Origin of the sequence: Streptomyces sp. NPDC090045, assembly GCF_044747975.1 — a bacterium.
In the GTDB taxonomy this organism is placed as follows: Bacteria; Actinomycetota; Actinomycetes; order Streptomycetales; family Streptomycetaceae; genus Streptomyces.
Genome location: NZ_JBIVFA010000005.1, coordinates 132,490 through 151,965 on the forward strand (window position 1 = coordinate 132,490; position 19,476 = coordinate 151,965).

17 protein-coding genes are annotated in these 19,476 nt (G+C 72.3%); 14 read left to right on the top strand and 3 right to left on the bottom strand.

The window, feature by feature from the left end:
* Positions 1–80 precede the first annotated feature (80 nt).
* Positions 81–2,669, bottom strand: a complete 2,589-nt coding sequence (locus tag ACIPYQ_RS15965) for a D-alanyl-D-alanine carboxypeptidase family protein (RefSeq protein WP_401251153.1) — start codon at positions 2,667–2,669, stop codon at positions 81–83.
* A gap of 186 nt (positions 2,670–2,855) precedes the next feature.
* On the opposite strand from ACIPYQ_RS15965, the gene ACIPYQ_RS15970 reads away from it, so the two are divergent.
* The 3 genes from ACIPYQ_RS15970 (at position 2,856) to ACIPYQ_RS15980 (ending at position 5,178) form a co-directional block, all read left to right on the top strand.
* Positions 2,856–3,590 carry a GPP34 family phosphoprotein gene (locus tag ACIPYQ_RS15970; protein ID WP_030390041.1) on the top strand — a complete coding sequence of 245 codons (735 nt, stop codon included), beginning with the start codon at positions 2,856–2,858 and terminating at the stop codon, positions 3,588–3,590.
* Positions 3,591–3,865: 275 nt separating this feature from the next.
* Positions 3,866–4,750, top strand: coding sequence for a helix-turn-helix transcriptional regulator (locus ACIPYQ_RS15975; protein ID WP_361762318.1), 885 nt, complete (start codon positions 3,866–3,868; stop codon positions 4,748–4,750).
* A gap of 218 nt (positions 4,751–4,968) precedes the next feature.
* Positions 4,969–5,178, top strand: coding sequence for a DUF397 domain-containing protein (locus ACIPYQ_RS15980; protein WP_319722484.1), 210 nt, complete (start codon positions 4,969–4,971; stop codon positions 5,176–5,178).
* A 124-nt stretch (positions 5,179–5,302) separates the two neighbouring features.
* On the opposite strand, the gene ACIPYQ_RS15985 is transcribed toward ACIPYQ_RS15980, so the two are convergent.
* A complete protein-coding gene (locus ACIPYQ_RS15985; RefSeq protein WP_401251158.1) occupies positions 5,303–6,160 on the bottom strand; it encodes a hypothetical protein in 858 nt (285 codons plus the stop codon).
* 153 nt (positions 6,161–6,313) lie between these two features.
* Here ACIPYQ_RS15985 and ACIPYQ_RS15990 point away from each other — a divergent pair, with 153 nt between their 5' ends.
* From ACIPYQ_RS15990 to ACIPYQ_RS16020, 7 genes are all read left to right on the top strand, one after another.
* The gene (locus tag ACIPYQ_RS15990; RefSeq protein WP_401251161.1) at positions 6,314–7,528 is read left to right on the top strand and encodes a PLP-dependent aminotransferase family protein; all 1,215 of its coding nucleotides are present in this window, start codon (positions 6,314–6,316) and stop codon (positions 7,526–7,528) included.
* A complete protein-coding gene (locus ACIPYQ_RS15995; protein WP_401251164.1) occupies positions 7,525–8,298 on the top strand; it encodes a hypothetical protein in 774 nt (257 codons plus the stop codon). Before ACIPYQ_RS15990 ends, ACIPYQ_RS15995 begins: the two co-directional genes overlap by 4 nt.
* Positions 8,289–8,798, top strand: coding sequence for a hypothetical protein (locus ACIPYQ_RS16000; RefSeq protein WP_401251167.1), 510 nt, complete (start codon positions 8,289–8,291; stop codon positions 8,796–8,798). Before ACIPYQ_RS15995 ends, ACIPYQ_RS16000 begins: the two co-directional genes overlap by 10 nt.
* Positions 8,798–9,175 (top strand): hypothetical protein, encoded by a 378-nt coding sequence (locus ACIPYQ_RS16005; protein ID WP_401251169.1) that lies wholly within the window; start codon positions 8,798–8,800, stop codon positions 9,173–9,175. The genes ACIPYQ_RS16000 and ACIPYQ_RS16005 overlap by 1 nt, the downstream gene beginning before the upstream one ends.
* A complete protein-coding gene (locus tag ACIPYQ_RS16010; RefSeq protein WP_401251172.1) occupies positions 9,172–9,519 on the top strand; it encodes a hypothetical protein in 348 nt (115 codons plus the stop codon). Before ACIPYQ_RS16005 ends, ACIPYQ_RS16010 begins: the two co-directional genes overlap by 4 nt.
* Positions 9,520–9,632: 113 nt before the next feature.
* Positions 9,633–10,415 carry an SDR family oxidoreductase gene (locus ACIPYQ_RS16015; RefSeq protein ID WP_401251175.1) on the top strand — a complete coding sequence of 261 codons (783 nt, stop codon included), beginning with the start codon at positions 9,633–9,635 and terminating at the stop codon, positions 10,413–10,415.
* A gap of 51 nt (positions 10,416–10,466) precedes the next feature.
* Positions 10,467–13,043 carry a bifunctional FO biosynthesis protein CofGH gene (locus ACIPYQ_RS16020; RefSeq protein WP_401251178.1) on the top strand — a complete coding sequence of 859 codons (2,577 nt, stop codon included), beginning with the start codon at positions 10,467–10,469 and terminating at the stop codon, positions 13,041–13,043.
* Positions 13,044–13,120: 77 nt separating this feature from the next.
* Here the strand turns inward: ACIPYQ_RS16020 and ACIPYQ_RS16025 are convergent, their stop codons facing one another.
* Entirely contained in the window at positions 13,121–14,206 is a 1,086-nt protein-coding gene (locus tag ACIPYQ_RS16025) for a tyrosine-protein phosphatase (RefSeq protein WP_401251180.1), read from the bottom strand.
* A 1,675-nt stretch (positions 14,207–15,881) separates the two neighbouring features.
* Between ACIPYQ_RS16025 and ACIPYQ_RS16030 the strand changes: the two genes are divergently transcribed.
* From ACIPYQ_RS16030 to ACIPYQ_RS16045, 4 genes are all read left to right on the top strand, one after another.
* Complete coding sequence (locus tag ACIPYQ_RS16030) at positions 15,882–17,072, top strand: ADP-ribosylglycohydrolase family protein (RefSeq protein ID WP_401251182.1); 1,191 nt, start codon at positions 15,882–15,884, stop codon at positions 17,070–17,072.
* Between the two features lie 146 nt (positions 17,073–17,218).
* Positions 17,219–18,079 carry a TIGR03619 family F420-dependent LLM class oxidoreductase gene (locus tag ACIPYQ_RS16035; protein WP_401251185.1) on the top strand — a complete coding sequence of 287 codons (861 nt, stop codon included), beginning with the start codon at positions 17,219–17,221 and terminating at the stop codon, positions 18,077–18,079.
* A gap of 66 nt (positions 18,080–18,145) precedes the next feature.
* Complete coding sequence (locus tag ACIPYQ_RS16040) at positions 18,146–18,850, top strand: hypothetical protein (RefSeq protein WP_401251188.1); 705 nt, start codon at positions 18,146–18,148, stop codon at positions 18,848–18,850.
* 51 nt (positions 18,851–18,901) lie between these two features.
* Entirely contained in the window at positions 18,902–19,474 is a 573-nt protein-coding gene (locus tag ACIPYQ_RS16045) for a hypothetical protein (protein ID WP_401251191.1), read from the top strand.
* The last annotated feature ends 2 nt before the right edge of the window (positions 19,475–19,476 follow it).

The following is a 19,476-nucleotide window of genomic DNA, read 5'->3' on the forward strand; positions in this document are numbered from 1 at the left end:
CCGCACACGTCCCGGGTGCCAAGACGCGCCCCGGCGCCCCGGGGTTGCCCGGGGCGCCGGATCCACGCTCTCACCGGATGTCAGCCGACGCGCGTCAGCTTGCTGCCGATGCCCGGCGCCGCGAGGTCGCTCTGCAGGGCGACCGGCACCTTCACCTGGCTGGCGCCCTCGCCGACGGTCAGCACGCCGACCTCGGTCCCGGCCGTCGCGGTCTGCGGCATCTTCCCGCCGCCGTCCGCGAGCTTGACGTCGACGGTCAGCGAGGCCCAGCCGACCGCCTGCACGTCGGCGGTGGCCACGACGGGCGTCCGGCCGCCGAGACCGTCGTCGACGTAGCCCACGACCTCGCCCTTCTTCACGACGGTCGCGCCGTCGAGGACCTTCTGGGTCTCCAGCATCAGCTGCTTGCTCGCGGCGAGCACGCTGTCGATGATCGGCGCCTTGTGCTGGCCGAGGACGGCTCCGACGATCAGCTGGTTGGTCTTGCCGACCTTCTTCTGAGCGGCGAAGAGGAGGTTTCCGCCCGCCTTGGTCGTCGTACCGGTCTTGATGCCGAGCGCGCCGGTGGCTCCGGTCAGACCGTTCCAGTTGCGCCAGTTCTTGCCGGACGGGTCCACCCAGCTGGTCTTCTTCGTGATGTCCAGCAGGGCTTCCATCTCGACCAGCTTCAGGCCCAGCTTCACCTGGTCCTCGGCGGTGCTGACCGTGGTCGCGTCCAGACCCGAGGGGTCCGTGTACGTGGTGTTGGTCATGCCGAGTTCCTTGGCGGTGTCGTTCATCTTCTTGACGAACGCCTCCTGGGAACCGGCGTCCCAGCGCGCGAGCAGCCGCGCGATGTTGTTGGCCGACGGGATCATGAGGGCGGCGATCGCGTCGTACTCCGAGATCTTCTCGCCCTCCTTGACCGTGTCGAGGGTGGACTCGTTGTCGGTCGAGTTGTTCTTCTTGCCCTCGGTCTCGGCCGTCTTGTCGACGTCGATCATCGCGCCCTGCTCACCCTTCTTCATCGGGTGGTCGCGCAGGATGATGTACGCCGTCATCGACTTGGTGACGCTCGCGATCGGCACGGGCTTCTGCTCGCCGGACTGGCCGAGCGTGCCGAGGCCGGCGGCGGCCATGTAGGCCTGGCCCTCGGCGGGCCAGGGCAGCTGGGGCTTGGCGCCGTCGAAGGTGTACGAGGACTTCGCGTTCATCACGAGCTTCGGCTCGGGCAGCGGGCGGACCAGCTGCACGACGGCCAGGATGATCGCCACGAGCACGACGAGCGGGGCGTAGATCTTGATCCGCCGGACGGCGGTGCGCATCGGGCTCGGCGGCGGGGGCGGGTTGTTCGTGAGGTCCGCGAGCATGTCGAGCGGCGGCTTGGGCGGCAGCGGCTGCTGGGTGGTCCGCTCGGACTGGTCCACGGCGGCGGGCAGCTTCGGCCGCTGCCGGACCTCGGGCGCGGACGCGGACGCGGGTGCCGGTGCGACGCTCTCCGGACGCAGCGGCACGAAGGTGCTGCCCTTGGGCGCCTCGGCGGGCTTGGCCTGGGCGGGCTTGGCCGGGGCCGGGGTGAACCGGGCTTCGGCCGGCTTGGCCAGGGTCGGCTTCGCGGCGGCGGGCTTGGCGGGAGCGGGCTTCGGGGTCTCCGCCTTGGCCGCGTCCACCTTCGGGACCCGGAAGACGGCGGTCCGCTCGCTGTCCGCGGACTTGCCGATGGAGGGCTTGCCGGCCGCGGGCTTGTCGGCGGAGGGCTTGTCGGTGGAGGGCTTCGCCGCATCGACCGGAGCCGAACCGGAAGGCAGCTTCACCGCGCGGAACACGGCCGTACGCTCGCTGTCCGCGGGCTCGTCGGCAGCGGGCCCGGGCTTCGGCCGCTCCGGAGCGGAGGCCGAACCGGAATCCAGCTTCACGGCCCGGAACACGGCGGTGCGCTCGCTGTCGGCGGACTCTTCGACCGCGGGCGCGGGCTTGGGTGCAGCCTCGGGCTTGGGCTCGGGGTTCTCCGCTGCGACATCCGGCTTCACCGAGCGGAACACGGCCGTGCGCTCGCTGTCGGCGGGCTTTTCCGCAGCGGGAGCCGCCGCGGCGCGCTCCCCGTCCACGGCCTTCGGCTTCTCCGCAGCCGAACCGGAAGCGCTGCCGGAAGCAGAAGCGGAACCAGACCCGGAACGAGAAACGGAAGCAGACTCCGGCTCCTCGGAACGGGTCTCCGGAGCGGCCTCGCGCTTCGGCGCGGCAGCCGGCTCGTCGGCCTCGGGCTCCTCTTCCGGCTCCTCCGCCGGCGCCTCGGCATCCGCGTCCGCATCAGCAGCCGTTTCCACCCGTTCGGAGGTGTCCGCGGGTCCGTCGGCCTTGGCGATCCATGCCGCCACCGCCTCGCGCAGCGGATCCCGCTCGCCCTCGGATCCACCCTCGGCCTCGGATCCACCCTCGGCCTCGGTTCCGGCCACCGGCTCGGGCTCGGGATCGGCAACGGGCTCGGTTTCGGCCACCGGCTCAGGCTCAGCGGCGGCCTCGGCCTCGGCCTCGGCGACCGCCTCGGCTTCCGCCGCGCCGGCGCGCGCGTCCCGGTCCTCCGGATCCCTCGGCCGGAACACCGACAGCCTCGGGTCACGCTCCGCGGACGACTCCGCCGCCCCCGGCGCTCCTGCATCTACCGACTTGTCGGGGGACTCGCCCGCCACCGTTCCTCCTCCATCGCCGCCACGTCCGGCTGTCCGAATGTCTAACAGTGTCCCGTCTCGGGGGCATCGCCCACGTGCTAGACGAGAACGACATAGCTGCGGGTTCCCCCACAAAGCGGCCACGCGCTCTCGACAGATGAATGTGAGAGGCGTCACCCTGTCACTCATCCACGCGGGGAGGCATGGATGGGCAGGAGCCGCAGAACAATTCCGGAGGAGCTTCTGCTGCTCGCCTTGGACCCGGCCACGGGTACCACGGCGCAGCCGCAGTCGCTCGACCTCGGCCTGGCCGGGGCACAGCTAGTGGAGCTGGCTCTGGCAGGACGGATAGCCCCTGATGGGGATCGTATCGCCGTGGTGATGCCACGGCCGACAGGAGATCCGACTCTGGACTCCGCACTGGAACTGCTGCGCAGGCGCGGCAGCCCGGTACGGGCCGTCCACTGGATCGGCGGACCCCGACTGGGGCTCCGTCAGATTTACCTCGCTCATCTGGAGCGCTGCGGCATGGTCCATGCCGTCGCGGGACAGATGTGCGGTGTGTTGCCGACAACTCGCTACCAGGCGACGGACACGGAGATCAGCCGGGAGATCCGAGCCCGGCTCGACAGTGCGATCCGCACCGGCGTACCGCCGGACCCGCGGACCGCGGCGCTTGCCGCACTGGCCCACGCGGTCGGACTCGGCAAGCACCTGTACCCCGGCAACGAGGGGCGGTCGTCCAGGTCCCGGCTGCGGGACCTGATCCGGCACGACCCGATGGGCGGACTCGTGGCGCATGCCGTGATGGACGTCCAGAACGGTGTGGCCGCACAGCCGCGCCGTGACCGCGCACCGGCGCCACCTGCCCGGGCCACGGCGAGCAGCGTTCCGCTGCAGCCGCGCCGGACGGGTGCGATGGCCCGCGCGGCCGCGCACTGATCCACCGGTTACAACCAGTTCGGGTCCACAGATCCATCCCGGATCCACCTCAGCTCGATCGCAACGCCATCGCCGTGACCGACGTCCGCAAAGACCCGGTTCGGGAGCCGCCAGCGCGCGGGGTGGCGGGGCCGGTTCGCCGACCCCGCCGCCCCGCGCGTCTGTGTTTTCCCTGCCGTTCCCCAGCGGCGGCGCCCGCTTCGGTGGCAGTCTGCTCGACATCAGACACGCAGAGAGACAGCTGCACGACAGAAGAAGGCGGAGGTGCCGTTCCCGTGGCGTCCAATGTCAATCCCACCGTCCGACGCCGCCGACTGGGTATGGAGTTGCGCAAGCTCCGTGAGGACAAGGGCATGACGGCCGAGCAGGTCGCCGAGCGCCTCCTCGTCTCCCAGTCGAAGATCAGCCGACTGGAGAACGGCCGCCGTTCCATCAGCCAGCGCGACGTCCGCGATCTGTGCGACGTGTACGAGGTCGAGGACCGCCGGCTCATCGACTCGCTCATGCAGATGGCCAAGGACTCCCGCCAGCAGGGCTGGTGGCACGCCTTCGGTGACATCCCGTACAGCGTGTACATCGGCCTGGAGACGGACGCCGCCAGCCTGCGCACGTACGAACCCCTGGTGATCCCGGGTCTGCTCCAGACCACGGAGTACGCCCAGTCCCTCGTCCGCGGCGCCTGGCCGGAGACCGCCCCGGCCGACGTGGACAAGCGGGTCCAGGTCCGGATGCACCGCCAGAAGCGGCTCTCCGAGACCGACAACAACAACCCGGAACTCGGCCCGCTGCGCCTGTGGGCGGTCATCGACGAGGCCGCGCTGCGCCGGCGGGTGGGCGACGCCCAGCTGATGACGCGGCAGCTGGAGTACTTGATAGAGCAGTCCGAGCAGCCGCACGTCACCGTGCAGGTGATGCCCTTCTCGCTGGGCGCCCACCCCGGGGTCAACGGCCAGTACGCGATCCTGGAGTTCCCGGACGCCTCCGACTCGACGGTCGTCTACATCGAGGGCGTGACGAGCGACCTGTACCTGGAGAAGGCCAACGACGTGCAGAAGTACAGCGTGATGTACGAACACCTGCGCGCCCAGGCCCTCAACGTCGACCAGACCCGGCAGTTCATCTCCGGGATCATCGACGAATATGCCGACAAGGGCGAATAGGGCGACTGATGCCGTGATGTGCCGGTGGGGTGGCGGAGGGGTGGCGGAAGGGTCGGTACCGTACACCGTCACTCCCCAGCCACATAAGGCCTGAATGGAATATGCCACTCGGTCGGGTGAACGCTTCGTTCACCTATCAGGAGCTCCCGGTAGCGTCGATCAGGTCAGCCGGAAATGGCCGACAAGACACCGGCACTACTCGCTCACCGGAGAGAAACATGGCTATTCGTCAGGGCGCCACGGTCAACTGGGTCAAGTCCTCCTACTCTGCCAACGGCGCCTGCGTCGAGGTCAAGTCCCCCGTCATGGAGGCCATCGCCGTCCGCGACTCGAAGGTGCAGGACGGTCCCTCCCTGACCTTCGCCCCCGGCTCCTGGACCTCCTTCGTCGCCGACGTCACCGAGGGCCGGCTGGGACGCCTCGCCTGAAGATCACGGCGCGTCCCAACCCTCCCTCTTACTGGAGCCCTCTCGACCGGTCCGCCGTCTTGGCCGAGGGGGCTCGGCCATGTCCGCGTGCGGGCGCGGGCGCGGCCGGTTGGCGCCGTCGGCGTCAGCGCAGCTGGTCGACGTACCGGTCCGTCCCCGGCACCGTGGGGATGAACGGCGCCACCAGCTCCACCCGCCCCAGCCCCGCCTCGGCGACCTCCGTGTCCAGCCCCTGGAAGCGGTCCCAGCACTCCCGCGGGTCGGCCTCCAGGAACCACAGCAGCGTCAACCGGGTGTCGACCCCCTCGACCTGCTTGACGTACGTCATCCGGTCACCGGGCAGCGGGGTCGGCCGGAAGAGCGTCACCATCGCGGCCGGGGAGCCGTGCAGCCGCTTCGGGAGGGCGCGCGAGCGCAACCACTCCAGCAACTCGGCCCGCTGCTCGGGCCCGTCGGCGTCGACGACCTGGACCACGAGGCCGGCGTACGGGTGGTCGAGGGCGTGGAAGTCCCGCGGGCCGGCGGCGCCGTCGCGGTAGACGGTGGCCGCGTGGTCCTGGAAGGCCGTGAAGACGTGGGTGCGGTCCTGGTAGACCCGGCCGTCGCGGTTCAGGCGCTTGTTGATGCCGACGGTCCACTTCATGTGCTCGTCGTAGCGGCCCTCGGTGACCCAGTACGTCGATATGTAGCAGCCCGCGGTGACGGGCTGGGCCACGGCCGACTTCTCGGGGTAGCGCAGCTCCTGGAGGTCACGGGTGGCGACCCAGCGGCGGCCCGCGTACATCCAGGGCATGGCCATGGCGCCGGCGTAGTAGTGGTCGTCCTCGTACCAGCGGTTGTACGCGAACTCATGGCCCGGGTGCGGCTCCACCATGGTGATCAGCGCGTGGCCGGGGCGGACGCCGTAGGGGCCGACGGACGCGAGCGCGGCGTAGTCGTCGGCGCGGGTGTCCTGCTGCGGTTCCTGCTCTCCTGTCGTCATGGGACCGGTCTAGCTGATGCGACGTCAGATGGGGAGGGGTCGGGAAGCCGGAAGGGTCGGGAAGGATCGGGAAGGGTCCACCCCCTGATATATACATGCCGTCTACAACTTCTCCTGGCTACGATGCGCGCACCCGTCTCCGGAGGAGCGCCCATGTATGCCACCGCCGTGCCCGCATCGCCGCCGCCCGCGTTCGCCGCCCGCGCCGTCTCGGTCGAGGGTTCCCCCGTACGCGAGATCCTCGCGCTCACCGAACGCCCCGGGATCGTCTCCTTCGCCGGTGGCCTCCCCGCGCCCGAGCTCTTCGACACCGAGGGCCTGCGGGCCGCGTACGAGGCCGCCTTCGCCCTATCGGCGCGGCGCGCGCTCCAGTACTCGACCACCGAGGGCGCGCCGGAACTCCGCGCGGCCGTGGCCGCCCGGACCACGGCGCGCGGCCTGCCGACCGACGCCGACGACGTCGTCATCACCTCGGGCTCCCAGCAGGCCCTCACCCTCATCACCGCCGCCCTGATCGAACCCGGGGACGTGGTGCTGGTCGAGAACCCCACCTACCTGGCGGCGCTCCAGTGCTTCAGGCTGGCGGGGGCGCGGGTGGTGGCCGTCCCGTGCGACGGTGAGGGCATCGTCCCCGAGGCCCTCGCGGAACTCGTCGCGCGGGAACGCCCGAAGCTGCTCTACACCGTCCCCACCTTCCAGAACCCGACGGGACGCACCCTGCCGGCCGCCCGGCGGGCGGAGGTGGCACGGACGGCGGCACGCCTCGGGCTGTGGCTGGTGGAGGACGACCCGTACGGCGAACTGCGCTACGAGGGCGCGGACGTTCCGTGGCTGGCGGCGCATCCGGGGGCGGAGGACCGTACGGCCCTGCTCGGCAGCTTCTCGAAGATCATGGCGCCGGGGCTCCGGCTGGGCTGGCTCCGGGCCCCCGCGGCCCTGCGCCGGGCCGCGGTGGTCGCGAAGCAGGCGGCGGACCTGCACACCTCCACGGTGGACCAGCTGGCCGCGGCGCACTACCTGGCGACGGCCGACCTGGACGCCCACATCGCCACGGTCCGCGCGGCGTACCGCGCACGGCGCGACGCCCTGCAGCGCGCCCTGAGCCGTACCCTTCCGGCGGACTGCGACTGGAACCTCCCCGAGGGGGGCATGTTCGTCTGGGCCCGCCTGCCCGAGAACCACGACGCGACGGACCTGCTCAAGACGGCGGTCACCCACGGCGTCGCCTTCGTCCCGGGAGCCCCCTTCCACGCCACCACCCCGGACCCCCGCACCCTCCGCCTCTCGTTCACGACCCACACCCCGACGGAGATCACGGAGGGCGTGGCCCGCCTGGGGCGGGCACTGGCGGAGTACGGTGCCGCGTGACGAGATGCGAAGAGTTGCTCGGGACCGACTTCGAGGGGCGGCGCACCGATGATGTCGATGACGTCATCTACGGCGGCTACGACCGCCCGGAACACCGCGATCGCGTGCCCGGTCTCGTCCGGCTGCTCGGTGATGCGTCGGCGTCGGACCGCGAGAGGTATCTGGCCTGCCTGACGCTCGTGGCCTGGGGTGAGCCCACGGGCTACCAGGCGGTCCGGGAGGCGACCCTGGACCCGCGGGCGGCGCCTTGGTACGACCTGCTCATCGACCGCAAGTTCTCCGTGGACAGCAGCTACGGGCAGTTCTCCGCAGCCGCGGCCGACAGTCGGGAGCTCGCCGAAGAGAAGGGGTCTTCGGGGCTCCGGCTGGAGACCTTCCGGTCCCTCATTCGCATCGCGGACCGCGAGTACTTCGAGGAGAAGCTCGGGGACTACCTGGACGAAGCCGTGGTGCGGGCCTGCCTGCCCGACATCCGCGCCGTCATCGGCCGGGGCCTCGACTCCATCGCGGCGGGAGTCCCGTACCGGTTCGACGTGGCGACCCAGCTCGTCGATCTCGCCAACTCGGTCGTCGTCGTGGACGAGGAGGCGGCCGTGGAGCTCGTCCTGCGGATCCTGCGGGCCGCCCCGGCGGGCCGCACGATGGCCCATGCCGTCGCCGCGGTGCACCGGACCAAGGGGCCGGCCGGGCAGGTGCTGGCCGATCATCTGTACGGCAGTGGCAACGCGCACGTGCGGGCCCTGCTCGAGGAGGGCGTCGTATGGAAATGAACCGCTCGATGGCGCGCCTGCTGGGCCGGGTCGACACGGGTGACATCACCCCGGACGAGGCTCCTCCCGGGTTCCTTCGAATCGCGGAAGGCGGCTGGGAGGTCACGCCCGGCGGCGCGCACGTCCTGTCGGCGCTGAAGTCCGCTCCGCCGGGACCGTTCTCGGACGTGGTGCACGAGGAGTACACCGTCAACGGCCGCGGGATGACGGACTACGACCTTCCGGCCTCGGGGGAGGACAGGGAGTCGAGGCTGCTGCGGCGTTGCGTGGCGTACGCGGGCAGCGCTCTCCTGAGTGCGGACGCACTCCGCTCCACCGTGGAGGTCTCCGCGTACATCTCCCTGTCCTACGGCGGCCTGGCCGACGACCACCTCACGGCGAACGTCACCTTCTGCGGCGACCACCCGGGGGTGCGTCCCTATGTGGCCGACCTGGAAGCATTCGAAACCGAATCCATTCTCAAGCTCGGGCGCACGGGCGAGCCGCCGTGGAGCGTTTGATGACAGGTGCCCTGAGGGCTCATGCCGCTCTCTCCCGCTTTGCTCCGCTCTTCTGGTTCCGGTCGCCCGTCGAACGCCATCCCCGCCTCGGGCACGTGCAGATCGCACACCTCGGCTGGCGGTTCGCCGAGCCTCACGACGAGTTCAAGCCCGTCTTCGAGGCCGTGGCGCGTGACGCCCCGCGCCATGTCGAGTGGCGGTTCAAGGCCGCGAAGAACTGGCTGATCCTGCCCGTACGCCTCACCGAGGAGTCGGCACGCAATGGCGACGACTTCGGCGAAGCGCAGATCACCGTCACCAAGGACCAGGACTTCTGCCTCCTCGCCGCGAAGGACATGGATCTGATCCTCCAGGCCATCGAGGACGCCGCGCCATGAATGACAAGGCCGCACGCCCGAGGCAGTGGAGGACCGCCCGGGAGGTCCCCGAGGGTTCGGGAACCGGGATGCAGCTGGACCTCATGAGGAGGCTGTCCCGCGCCGAAATCCGGCCGGGGAGGTTCGCCAAGCAGTGGCTGGACGCCCGGAGGAAGGCCTTGAACGAAGGCGAGCGCACCGGGGACCACCTCTACCGAGCGCTCAACGAGGTCTTCTACGCCCTGGACGAGTACGCGATCGACCCGGCCTTCCGGGAGGACGGAGACACCACCGACGCGGAACTCCTCGACATCGTGAACCGGATGCTCGCGCGGATCGATGGGACCGGGCAGACCAGGCATTGACTTCGCGTCACCGCCTCCGGATCCGGCACTCTTCGGGTCCGCGCCCCTTCACACCGCCGGGCCCGCGTCGTAGCCTGACGCCTCGTCAGATTCACCCGTGCCGGAGGTCCGTCATGCTGTTGCGAGGGAAGACCGTCGTCGTCTCCGGTGTCGGGGCCGGGCTCGGGCATCAGGTGGCTGCCGCCGTCGTACGGGACGGGGGGAACGCCGTGCTCGGGGCGCGGACCGAGGCGAATCTCGCCAAGGCCGCCGCCGAGATCGACCCCGACGGCACCCACACCGCCCATCGGCCGACCGACATCGGCGACGAGGCGCAGTGCGAGGCCCTCGCCGCCCTGGCCGTGGAGCGGTTCGGGGCCGTGGACGCCGTCGTGCACGTGGCCGCCTGGGACTCGTACTTCGGGGGGCTGGAGGACGCCGACTTCGGGACCTGGCAGCAGATCCTCGACGTCAACCTGCTGGGGACCCTGAGGATGACCCGGGCCTGCCTGCCCGCGCTCAAGGAGCGCGGCGGATCCGTGGTGATCATCGGGACCCAGTCCGCCGTCGCCGCGCCCAACGAGGTGCAGCAGGCCGCCTACGCCGCCTCCAAGGGGGCGCTGACCTCCGCCATGTACTCCATGGCCCGCGAGCTCGGCCCGCACCGGATCCGCGTCAACACGGTGCTGCCCGGCTGGATGTGGGGGCCGCCGGTGCAGGCGTTCGTCACCTTCACCGCCCACACGGAGGGCGTTCCGGAGGCCGAGGTGCACGGTCGGCTGACCCAGCGCATGGCCCTGCCCGATCTCGCCACCGACGGGGACGTCGCCGACGCCGCCGTCTTCCTCGCCTCCGACCGGGCGCGGGCGATAACCGGCCAGTCCCTGCTGGTCAACGCCGGTGAGCTGATGAGATGAGCCACTGCGCAGCCACCCCACCGCCGCAACGTCGGATCGTATGCTCGGCCCATGACCACTCCGAGTGACGCTCCGACCGACAACGCGATGCGCCGCGCGCTCCGGCGGGCGCGAGACGGCGTCGCCCTCGACGCGACCGAGGCGGCCGTGCTCCTCCAGGCGCGCGGGGAGGCCCTGCGGGACCTCGCCGCGTCCGCCGCACGCGTAAGGGACTCCGGGCTCGCCGCCGCCGGGCGGCCCGGTGTCATCACGTACTCGCGCAAGGTCTTCATTCCGCTCACCCGACTGTGCCGCGACAAGTGCCACTACTGCACCTTCGTGACCGTGCCCGGCAAGCTCCGCAAGGCCGGCCACGGCCTGTACCTCTCCCCCGACGAGGTCCTCGACATCGCCCGCCAGGGCGCGGCGATGGGCTGCAAGGAAGCGCTGTTCACCCTCGGCGACCGTCCCGAGGACCGCTGGCCCGAAGCGCGCGAGTGGCTCGACGCGCACGGCTACGACGACACCCTCGCCTACGTCCGCGCCATGGCGATCCGCGTCCTGGAGGAGACGGGGCTGCTCCCGCACCTCAACCCCGGTGTCATGTCGTGGTCCGACCTCCAGCGGCTGAAGCCGGTCGCGCCGAGCATGGGCATGATGCTGGAGACCACCGCCACCCGCCTGTGGTCCGAGCCCGGCGGCCCCCACCACGGTTCCCCCGACAAGGAGCCGGCCGTACGGCTGCGCGTGCTGGAGGACGCGGGGCGTTCGAACGTCCCCTTCACCACCGGGGTGCTGATCGGGATCGGCGAGTCCTACGAGGAGAGGGCCGAGGCCTTCTTCGAGCTCCGCCGGATCCAGCGCAGCTACCACGGCATCCAGGAGGTCATCGTCCAGAACTTCCGCGCCAAGCCGGACACCGCCATGCGCGGCATGCCGGACGCGGAGCTGGAGGAGCTGGCCGCCGCCATCGCCGTCGCCCGGCACATCCTGGGCCCGAGCGCCCGGATCCAGGCCCCGCCGAACCTGGTGGACGCCGAGTACGCCCTGCTCATCGGCGCGGGCATCGACGACTGGGGCGGGGTGTCGCCGCTGACCCCCGACCACGTGAATCCCGAGCGTCCCTGGCCGCACATCGAGGAGCTGGCCGAGCGCACCCGGGCCGCCGGCTTCGAGCTGCGCGAACGCCTCACCATCTATCCGGAGTTCCTGCAGCGCGGGGAGCCCTGGCTGGACCCCCGCCTGCTGCCGCACGTACGGGCGCTGGCCGACCCGGAGACCGGACTGGCCGACGAGACGGCCACCGTCGAGGGCCGGCCCTGGCAGGAGCCCGACGAGGGGTTCGTCGCCTACGGGCGCACCGACCTGCACGCCACCATCGACACCGAGGGCCGCACCGGCGACCGCCGTGACGACTTCGACCACGTCTACGGGGACTGGGAGGCGCTGCGCGAGGCGGCGGCTCCCGGAATGGTGGCCGAGCGCATCGACACCGACGTGCGCGCCGCCCTCGCCCGGGCCGCCGACGATCCGACGAGGCTGACCGACGCGCAGGCGCTCGCGCTGCTGCACGCGGACGGCCCGGCCCTCGACGCGCTGTGCCGGATCGCCGACGACCTGCGCAAGTCGGTCGTGGGCGATGAGGTCACCTACATCGTCACGCGGAACATCAACTTCACCAACGTCTGCTACACCGGCTGCCGCTTCTGCGCGTTCGCGCAGCGCCGCACGGACGCCGACGCGTACACGCTGTCGCTGGACCAGGTCGCGGACCGGGCCGCCCAGGCCTGGGACGTCGGCGCGGTCGAGGTGTGCATGCAGGGCGGCATCCACCCGGACCTGCCCGGGACGGCGTACTTCGACATCGCGCGCGCGGTGAAGGAGCGGGTCCCCGGCATGCACGTGCACGCCTTCTCCCCGATGGAGGTCGTCAACGGGGCTACGCGGACGGGGATGTCCGTACGGGACTGGCTGACGGCGGCCAAGGAGGCCGGGCTGGACTCCATCCCGGGCACGGCGGCGGAGATCCTCGACGACGAGGTCCGCTGGGTGCTCACGAAGGGGAAGCTGCCGACGGCGGACTGGATCGACGTCATCACGACGGCGCACGAGCTCGGCATCCGGTCCTCGTCGACCATGATGTACGGGCACGTGGACCAGCCGCGGCACTGGCTCGGCCACTTCCGCACGCTGGCCCGGATCCAACAGCGGACCGGTGGTTTCACGGAGTTCGTCACGCTCCCCTTCATCCACACCAACGCGCCCGTGTACCTGGCGGGCATCGCGCGGCCGGGTCCGACGGTCCGCGACAACCGGGCGGTGACGGCGATGGCCCGGCTCCTGCTGCACCCGCACATCCCCAACATCCAGACGAGTTGGGTGAAGCTCGGGGCGGAGGGCGCGGCCGAGATGCTCCGGTCCGGGGCGAACGACCTGGGCGGGACCCTGATGGAGGAGACCATCTCGCGCATGGCCGGGTCGAGTTACGGCTCGTACAAGTCCGTCCAGGACCTGATCGCCGTCGCCGAGGCCGCCGGGCGGCCCGCGAAGGCCCGTACGACGCTGTACGGGGAGGTGCCGCGGGAGCGGCAGGACGCGGCCCGCGCCTCGGACGGGCACCTGCCGGAGCTGCTGCCGGTACTGGACTGACGGTGCTGGACTGACGGTGGTGTGCGGGCCCGGTCGGTGTGGCGGCCGGGCGGGCCCGCGCGCGCTCCTGCCGGCGGTCAGCCGACGAGCATGTCCTTCTTGAGCTGGCGCAGCTCGCGGTTGTCGATGCCGAGGCCGTCCTTCAGGTAGCGGTCGAAGGAGCCGTACGTGGCCTTGACCTCGTCGTAGCCGGAGTTGAGGTACTCGGGGCGCACGTCGAGCAGCGGCTTGTAGACGGCGGCCTGCTGGGCGGGCAGGTGGGAGAGGATCGCGTCGTTGGCTGCCTTGCGGTAGTCGTTGCTGGCCAGGTAGTCGGCCATGACGGTCTCGCTGGGCACGCCGAGGGCGGTGAGCAGGGAGGCGTTGGCCCAGCCGGTGCGGTCCTTGCCGGCGGTGCAGTGGAAGAGGACGGAGCGGCGGTGGTCGTTGCGTATCCCGTCGAAGACCTGGGGGTACGCCTTCTTGCCGCCGTCGCCGCTGACCATCGCCTTCTCGGCTTCGACCATGGCCTTGACGGCCTCGTCGGGGGTCTTCGGCAGGGTCTGGAAGGAGCCGGAGCCGGCGAAGACGTCGGCGACGACGTAGGTGGCGCCGGCCGGGAGCTTGTCGGCGTCCTTGGTGCGCTCGTCCTGCATCCGCAGGTCGAAGACGGTCTTGACGCGCAGGCGCTCCAGCTTGGCCAGGTCGTTCGCGGTCAGCTTGTTGAGGGCGTCGGAGCGGTAGATCTCGCCCATCTTGACCCACTGGCCGGTGGTGGTGCGGTAGCCGCCGGCGTCGCGGAAGTTGACCGCGCCGTCCAGCTTGACGAGGCGGTCGGCGAGGCGCAGGCTCCCGCCGCGCTCCGGCTTGAAGTCGAACCACTGGCGGTCGGCGGCGGGCAGCCCCGTGACCACGGCCCGGCCCTCGGCGCCGCCCTTGGCGACGACCTTGCCGTTCGCCTTGATCTCGACCCGCTTGGTGCCCCGGGCCTTCCACTGCAGGGTGAAGGAACCGTCGGCGCCGGCGGTGACGGTGGCCTCGGTGAAGGGGATGGCGGAGCGGTCGTTCTGGTGGCCGGCCCACGGGAGGTGGTCCAGGCCGGAGGCGGTGGCGGCGGGGGCCACGACCAGGGAGGCGGTGAGTGTGGCGGCGACGGCGGTCGCGGCGAGGAGAGCCTTCTTCATGCGTTCGAGGCTCATCGGGCCCGGAGAACGTCGGATGAACGAGGCGTGGCCGAAACCAGCCGGCTCGAAGGCAAGTGGCAAAACGTGCCATGAGCCAGGTCGCGGCCGGAAGTATTTGCAATCTGGCCGTTCTCTGATCACTTACGCGCCTCTTGGCGCACCATTTCCGGCTTCGATCGAAGCTGTCCACTACAGTGCGGGTTTCGCATGCGCGGCGGGTACGAGTGCAGTGCCGGGCGCCGGGCATCGGGTGAAGTGGTCAGCGGGGGGCGCGGTGCCGGGGGTGGAAGAAGTGATCGGTACGAACGGCGGTGCACCTGCGGTGGGCCCTGCAGCAACGACCGGGCTGGGACCCGGAGCCGGGACCGGCCCCCTGGCCCGGTTCCCGGCCGGCCCCCCGCCCGCCGCCCCACCCGCAGCCGGGCCCGGGGCCGACCCTGCAGCCGGCTTCTCCGCCGGACCAGGGGCCGAAACCACCCCCTTCGGACATGCCCCCATACCCACTCCTGCGGACGAACTCGCCGCACCGATGGTCGGCTTCGAGCCCGCGGCTTACCCCACAGCCGGGTTCCCCGCCGGACCAGGGGCGGGAACCGCACCCTTCGAACACGCACTCGCGGACGAACTCACCGCACCGCTGGCAAGCTTCGAACCCGCCGCAGGACCCCTGACCGGGATCCCGGCCGGACCACAGCCCCTCACCGAGCCCGCCGCTTACCCCACAGCCGGGTTCCCCGCCGGGCCGGAGGCGGGAACCACACCCTTCGAACACGCTCCCACGGACGAACTCACCGCACCGATGCTCGGCTTCGAATCCGTGGCAGGACCACAGCCCCTCACCGAGCCCGCGGCTTACCTCCCGGCCGGGTTCTCCGCCGGACCAGGGGCGGGAACCGCACCCTTCGGACACGCACCCGCGGACGAACTCACCGCACCGATGACCGGCTTCGAACCCGCGGCAGGACCGCTGACCGGGATCCCGGCCGGACCACAGCCCCTCACCGAGCCGCCGGCCTACCTCCCGCCCGGGTTCTCCGCCGGGCCCGGGGCGGGAACCGCGCCCTTTGGACACGTGCCCGCAGGGCAGGGGGCCTGCGCCGCGGCAGGGCCCGTGGCCGGAATCCCGGGCGGACCGGCACCCGTGCCCCCGCCCGTCGCCGAGCCCGCGGCGGGCCCCACAGCCGGATTCGCCGCCGGGCCGGGAGCCGGAGCCGCACCTGCGGCCGGATCAGGACGCACAGGGCAGGGGGCCGCCCCCCTGGCAGGGCCCATGACCGGAACCCCGGCCGGACCGGGGCACGCGGGCGTACCCGCCGCACCGGCGGCCGGGACCGCCGGGCACGGGCCCCGGTTCGCCGCCGGGCCCGTGGCCGGGGCCGACGACGGGTCCGCCGGGCACCTGCCCGCGCCCACTGCCACCGCCGGGCCCGCAGGGCAGGGGCTGGGCCCCGTAGCCGGAACCGGACACCCGGCCGGACCCACGGGCGGACCTGGGCACGTGCCCGCAGGGCAGGGGCCCACGGCCGCACCCGCCACCGAAACCGGGCCCGCAGGGCAGGGGCCGGCGGGCGGAGCCGGGCGCCCGGCCGGACCCGCCGGCGGGCCAGGGCACGGGCCCGCAGCCGGGCCCGCAGGGCGGGAGGGGGCCGAGCCCGCGGCAGGCGAGGGGCGGACGTTGGGGCGGGCCGTCGTCACCGGGCTCTGGGGGCGCATCGAGCAGCAGGACTTCCGTAGTCGCGTCCGCGGGACACTGCTCGGCTCCGCGCTCGGAGACGCCCTCGGCGCCCCCCTCGCCGGCCTCACCCTCGACGGCATCCGCGAGGCCCACGGCCCGGACGGCCTCACCGCGCCGGCGCCCGCACCCGCACCCGCACCCGCCGACGGCCGCCGCGGCCGGGTCACCGCCGCCACCCAGCTCAGCCTCTTCACCGTGGACGGGCTGATACGGGCCCACGTGCGCCGGGACACCGGCGCCTGGCACCCGCCCACCGACATCCACCGCGCGTACCTGCGCTGGGCCGCCACCCAGAACGACTGGGGCCCCGACGAGCGCCGCAAGGACAACGGCTGGCTCGCGCAGGAGGAGTGGCTCTACGCCCGCCGCAGCCCGGACCGCGCCTGCCTGACCGGCTTCGCCGACGACATCCTCGGCACCCTCGACCAGCCGAAGAACCCCGCCGCCCGTGACGCGGCCGCCGCCGCCCGCTCGGCCCCCTTCGGGCTGCTGGTCGGCTGGGAGCCGGCCCTCGTCCTCCAGCTCGCCGTCGAGTGCGCCGCGCAGAGCCACGGCCACCCCACCGCCTCCCTCTCGGCCGGCGCCCTCGCCGTCATCGTCCACGGCCTGACCCGCGGCGACTCCCTCGACGCCGCCGTCCAGCGCGCCCTGGGCCTGCTGGGCGCCCGCCCCGGCCACCAGCCCGTCACGGACGCCCTCCAGCGCAGCCTGTCGGCCGTCACGCAGGGCTCGCCGGGCCCCCGGGCCGTCGAAAGCCTGGGCCGGACGGCCGAAGGTCCCGACGCCGAGGGTTCCGACACCGAAGGTCCCGGCGCCGAAGGCCCCGACGCCGCGGACGCCCTCGCCGTCGCCGTCTACTGCGCCCTGGTCGCCGAAGACGTCCCGCACGGCCTGCGCCTCGCCGTCAACCACGGCGGCGACTCCACCGCCGCCGGCGCCCTGTGCGGGGCGCTGCTCGGCGCCCTGCACGGCGAGACGGCCCTCCCGGCCGCCTGGCTCGCCGAGCTGGAAGGCCGCGGCACTCTGCTGGAGATCGCCGACGACTTCGCCCTGGAGATGACCCAGGGCCCGTCCCTCCACAGCCCGACGGAGGCCTCCCCCGGCTGGCTGGCCCGCTACCCACGAGGCTGACGCACGACAGGCGTACGGGCAGGAGTACGGCAGGCCGTACGGCAGGCGTACGGCCGAAGCGCGACCCCGCCATCTGACGCCCCCTCAACAATCGCGGGTCCAGCCCGTACCGTTGCGGGTCCCACGTCTCGGAGGTGCCAGAACCCATGCGGATCGCCACGACCATCTTCCTCACCGACCGCACCATCTCCCCCGTACGCCTGGCCCGCAGCCTGGAGGAGCGCGGCTTCTCCGGCCTCTACCTCCCGGAGCACACCCACATCCCGGTCGCCCGCGACACCTCCGCCCCCATGGGCGGCGAACTCCCCGAGATGTACGGGCGCACCCTCGACCCCTTCGTGGCCCTCGGCCAGGCCGCCGCCGTGACCGAGCGCCTGCACCTCGGCACCGGCATCACCCTCGTCGCCCAGCACGACCCGATCGGCCTCGCCAAGCAGGTCGCCACCCTGGACCACCTCTCCGGCGGCCGTTTCACCCTGGGCATCGGCTACGGCTGGAACGTGGAGGAGGCCGCCGACCACGGCGTGGAGTGGCGCACCCGCCGCGAGCTGGTCCGCGACCGCATGGCGCTGATGCGCGCGCTGTGGGCCCCGGAGCCCACGGCGTACGTCGGCCAGTACTGCTCCGTCCAGGCCAGCAGCGCCCACCCCAAGCCCGTCCAGACCCCGCGCGAACTCGGCCCCGGCGCCCCCCTGCACGGCCCCCGCACCCTGATCGGCGGCGCGGCCGGCCCGAAGCTCTTCGCCGCGATCGCCGACCACGCCGACGGCTGGCTCCCGATCGGCGGCCGCGGCCTCACCGAGTCCCTCCCGGTGCTGCGCCAGGTCTGGGAGACCGCCGGACGCGACCCCAAGTCCCTCCAGGTGGTCCCGTACGCCGTGCAGCCCACCCCCGGCAAGCTGAGCCACTACGCCGACCTGGGCATCGAGGAGGTCGTCCTCCAGCTCCCCTCGGAGCCGAAGCCGCAGGTGCTGCGCACCCTGGACGATTTCGCCCAGTACCTCTGAGCGCGCCTCGCCCGGCCCCTGCGTAGGCTCGGCCGGACTGCCCGCGGGGGACCTGAGGAGAGCGACATGGACACGGCCGACATGAACACGGCCGGCACGGCCCGGACAACGGGACCCTGGGGGAAGGCCGCCCCCACCGGGGCCCGGCGCATCCGGAACTCCCTGTTCTGGGCCGCGCTCATCGCGGGAGGCGGCACGCTGGGCGGCTTCATCTCCCAGTTCCCGTACGGCCTGTTGTACGTCGGCGTGCTCATCGTCCTCGCCGCGGCCGGCCTCGGCGCGGGCGTCGCCGGCTCGAACTGGAACCGGGCGGGAGCCGCCACCCTCGTGGGCTTCGGCACCATGGCGCTCGGTGTCTTCGCCGGGTCCAACCTGAACGAGTCGTACCTGAAGCTGCTCGGCGAACGGGTGGACGCGGTCGTGACGGAGTCCCGCGAGTACACCAACTCCAAGGGCGACTCACGCTTCTACTGCCGCGTGGTCGAGCCCTCGGGCGAGAGCCACGAGCTCGACGCCATCCGGAACTGCTACGCGCAGGTGGCGCCAGGCGGGCAGGTCGTCCTCTTCAAGGACCGGCTCGGCGGCCTCGACCCCTGGATGGAGACCACCGGCAGCCGCGCCCTCGACCCGCTGGGCCTGGGCATCACCGGCGGCCTGTTCCTCCTCATCGGCGGCACGATGTTCACGGCCGGTCAGCGCCGCCGCTCGGACCTGGAGGTCTCCGAGCTGCGCCGCCGCAGGTACGGCCCGCCCCGGCGCTCGTGGGAGTAGCCCGCCGAAATCCTCTCGACGGCCGCGGCCCGCCGCGCCGATCATGACGCCATGACGAACCGAGGAGCGGACGCCGACGCCGTGGACCGGGAGACCGAGAGCCAGTGGGAGGGGCTCCCGGCCGGTATCCGCACCCAGGTCGACGGATACGTCCTGCAGGACGGCAGCTTCCAGGCGATCCGGCTCGTGTGGGAGGCGGGCCGCGCCCAGGGCGTGGGCCTGTACGAGGCGCAGAAGATCGTCCACCTCCGCTACCTGCACTTCGGCGACCGGGTGGCCCGCACCCCCGACTCGCCGCTCGACCTGGACTCGCTCGCCGCCCTCGCCCGCGGCATCCGCGCCCGCGTGGTGGCCATCGAGGCCGTCTGGGACGGGGACACCGTCCACGACTGGTTCGTGCGGCTGCTGGCCGTCACGGACGAGCCCGCCGGGGAGAAGTGCCTGGCCACGATCTACTGGGGCACGGCCGTACGCGCCCTGGACGGCGCGGACGAGGGCGCGCTCCACCCCTCGGCGGCGGCCGCCACCCGCGCGGGCGGCGACCTGGCCGCCCACCTCGGCGTGCCCTTCCACTTCGCCAGTCCGGACACCCCGGACGACGAAGCGCCCCGCTGGCGGCCCTGACC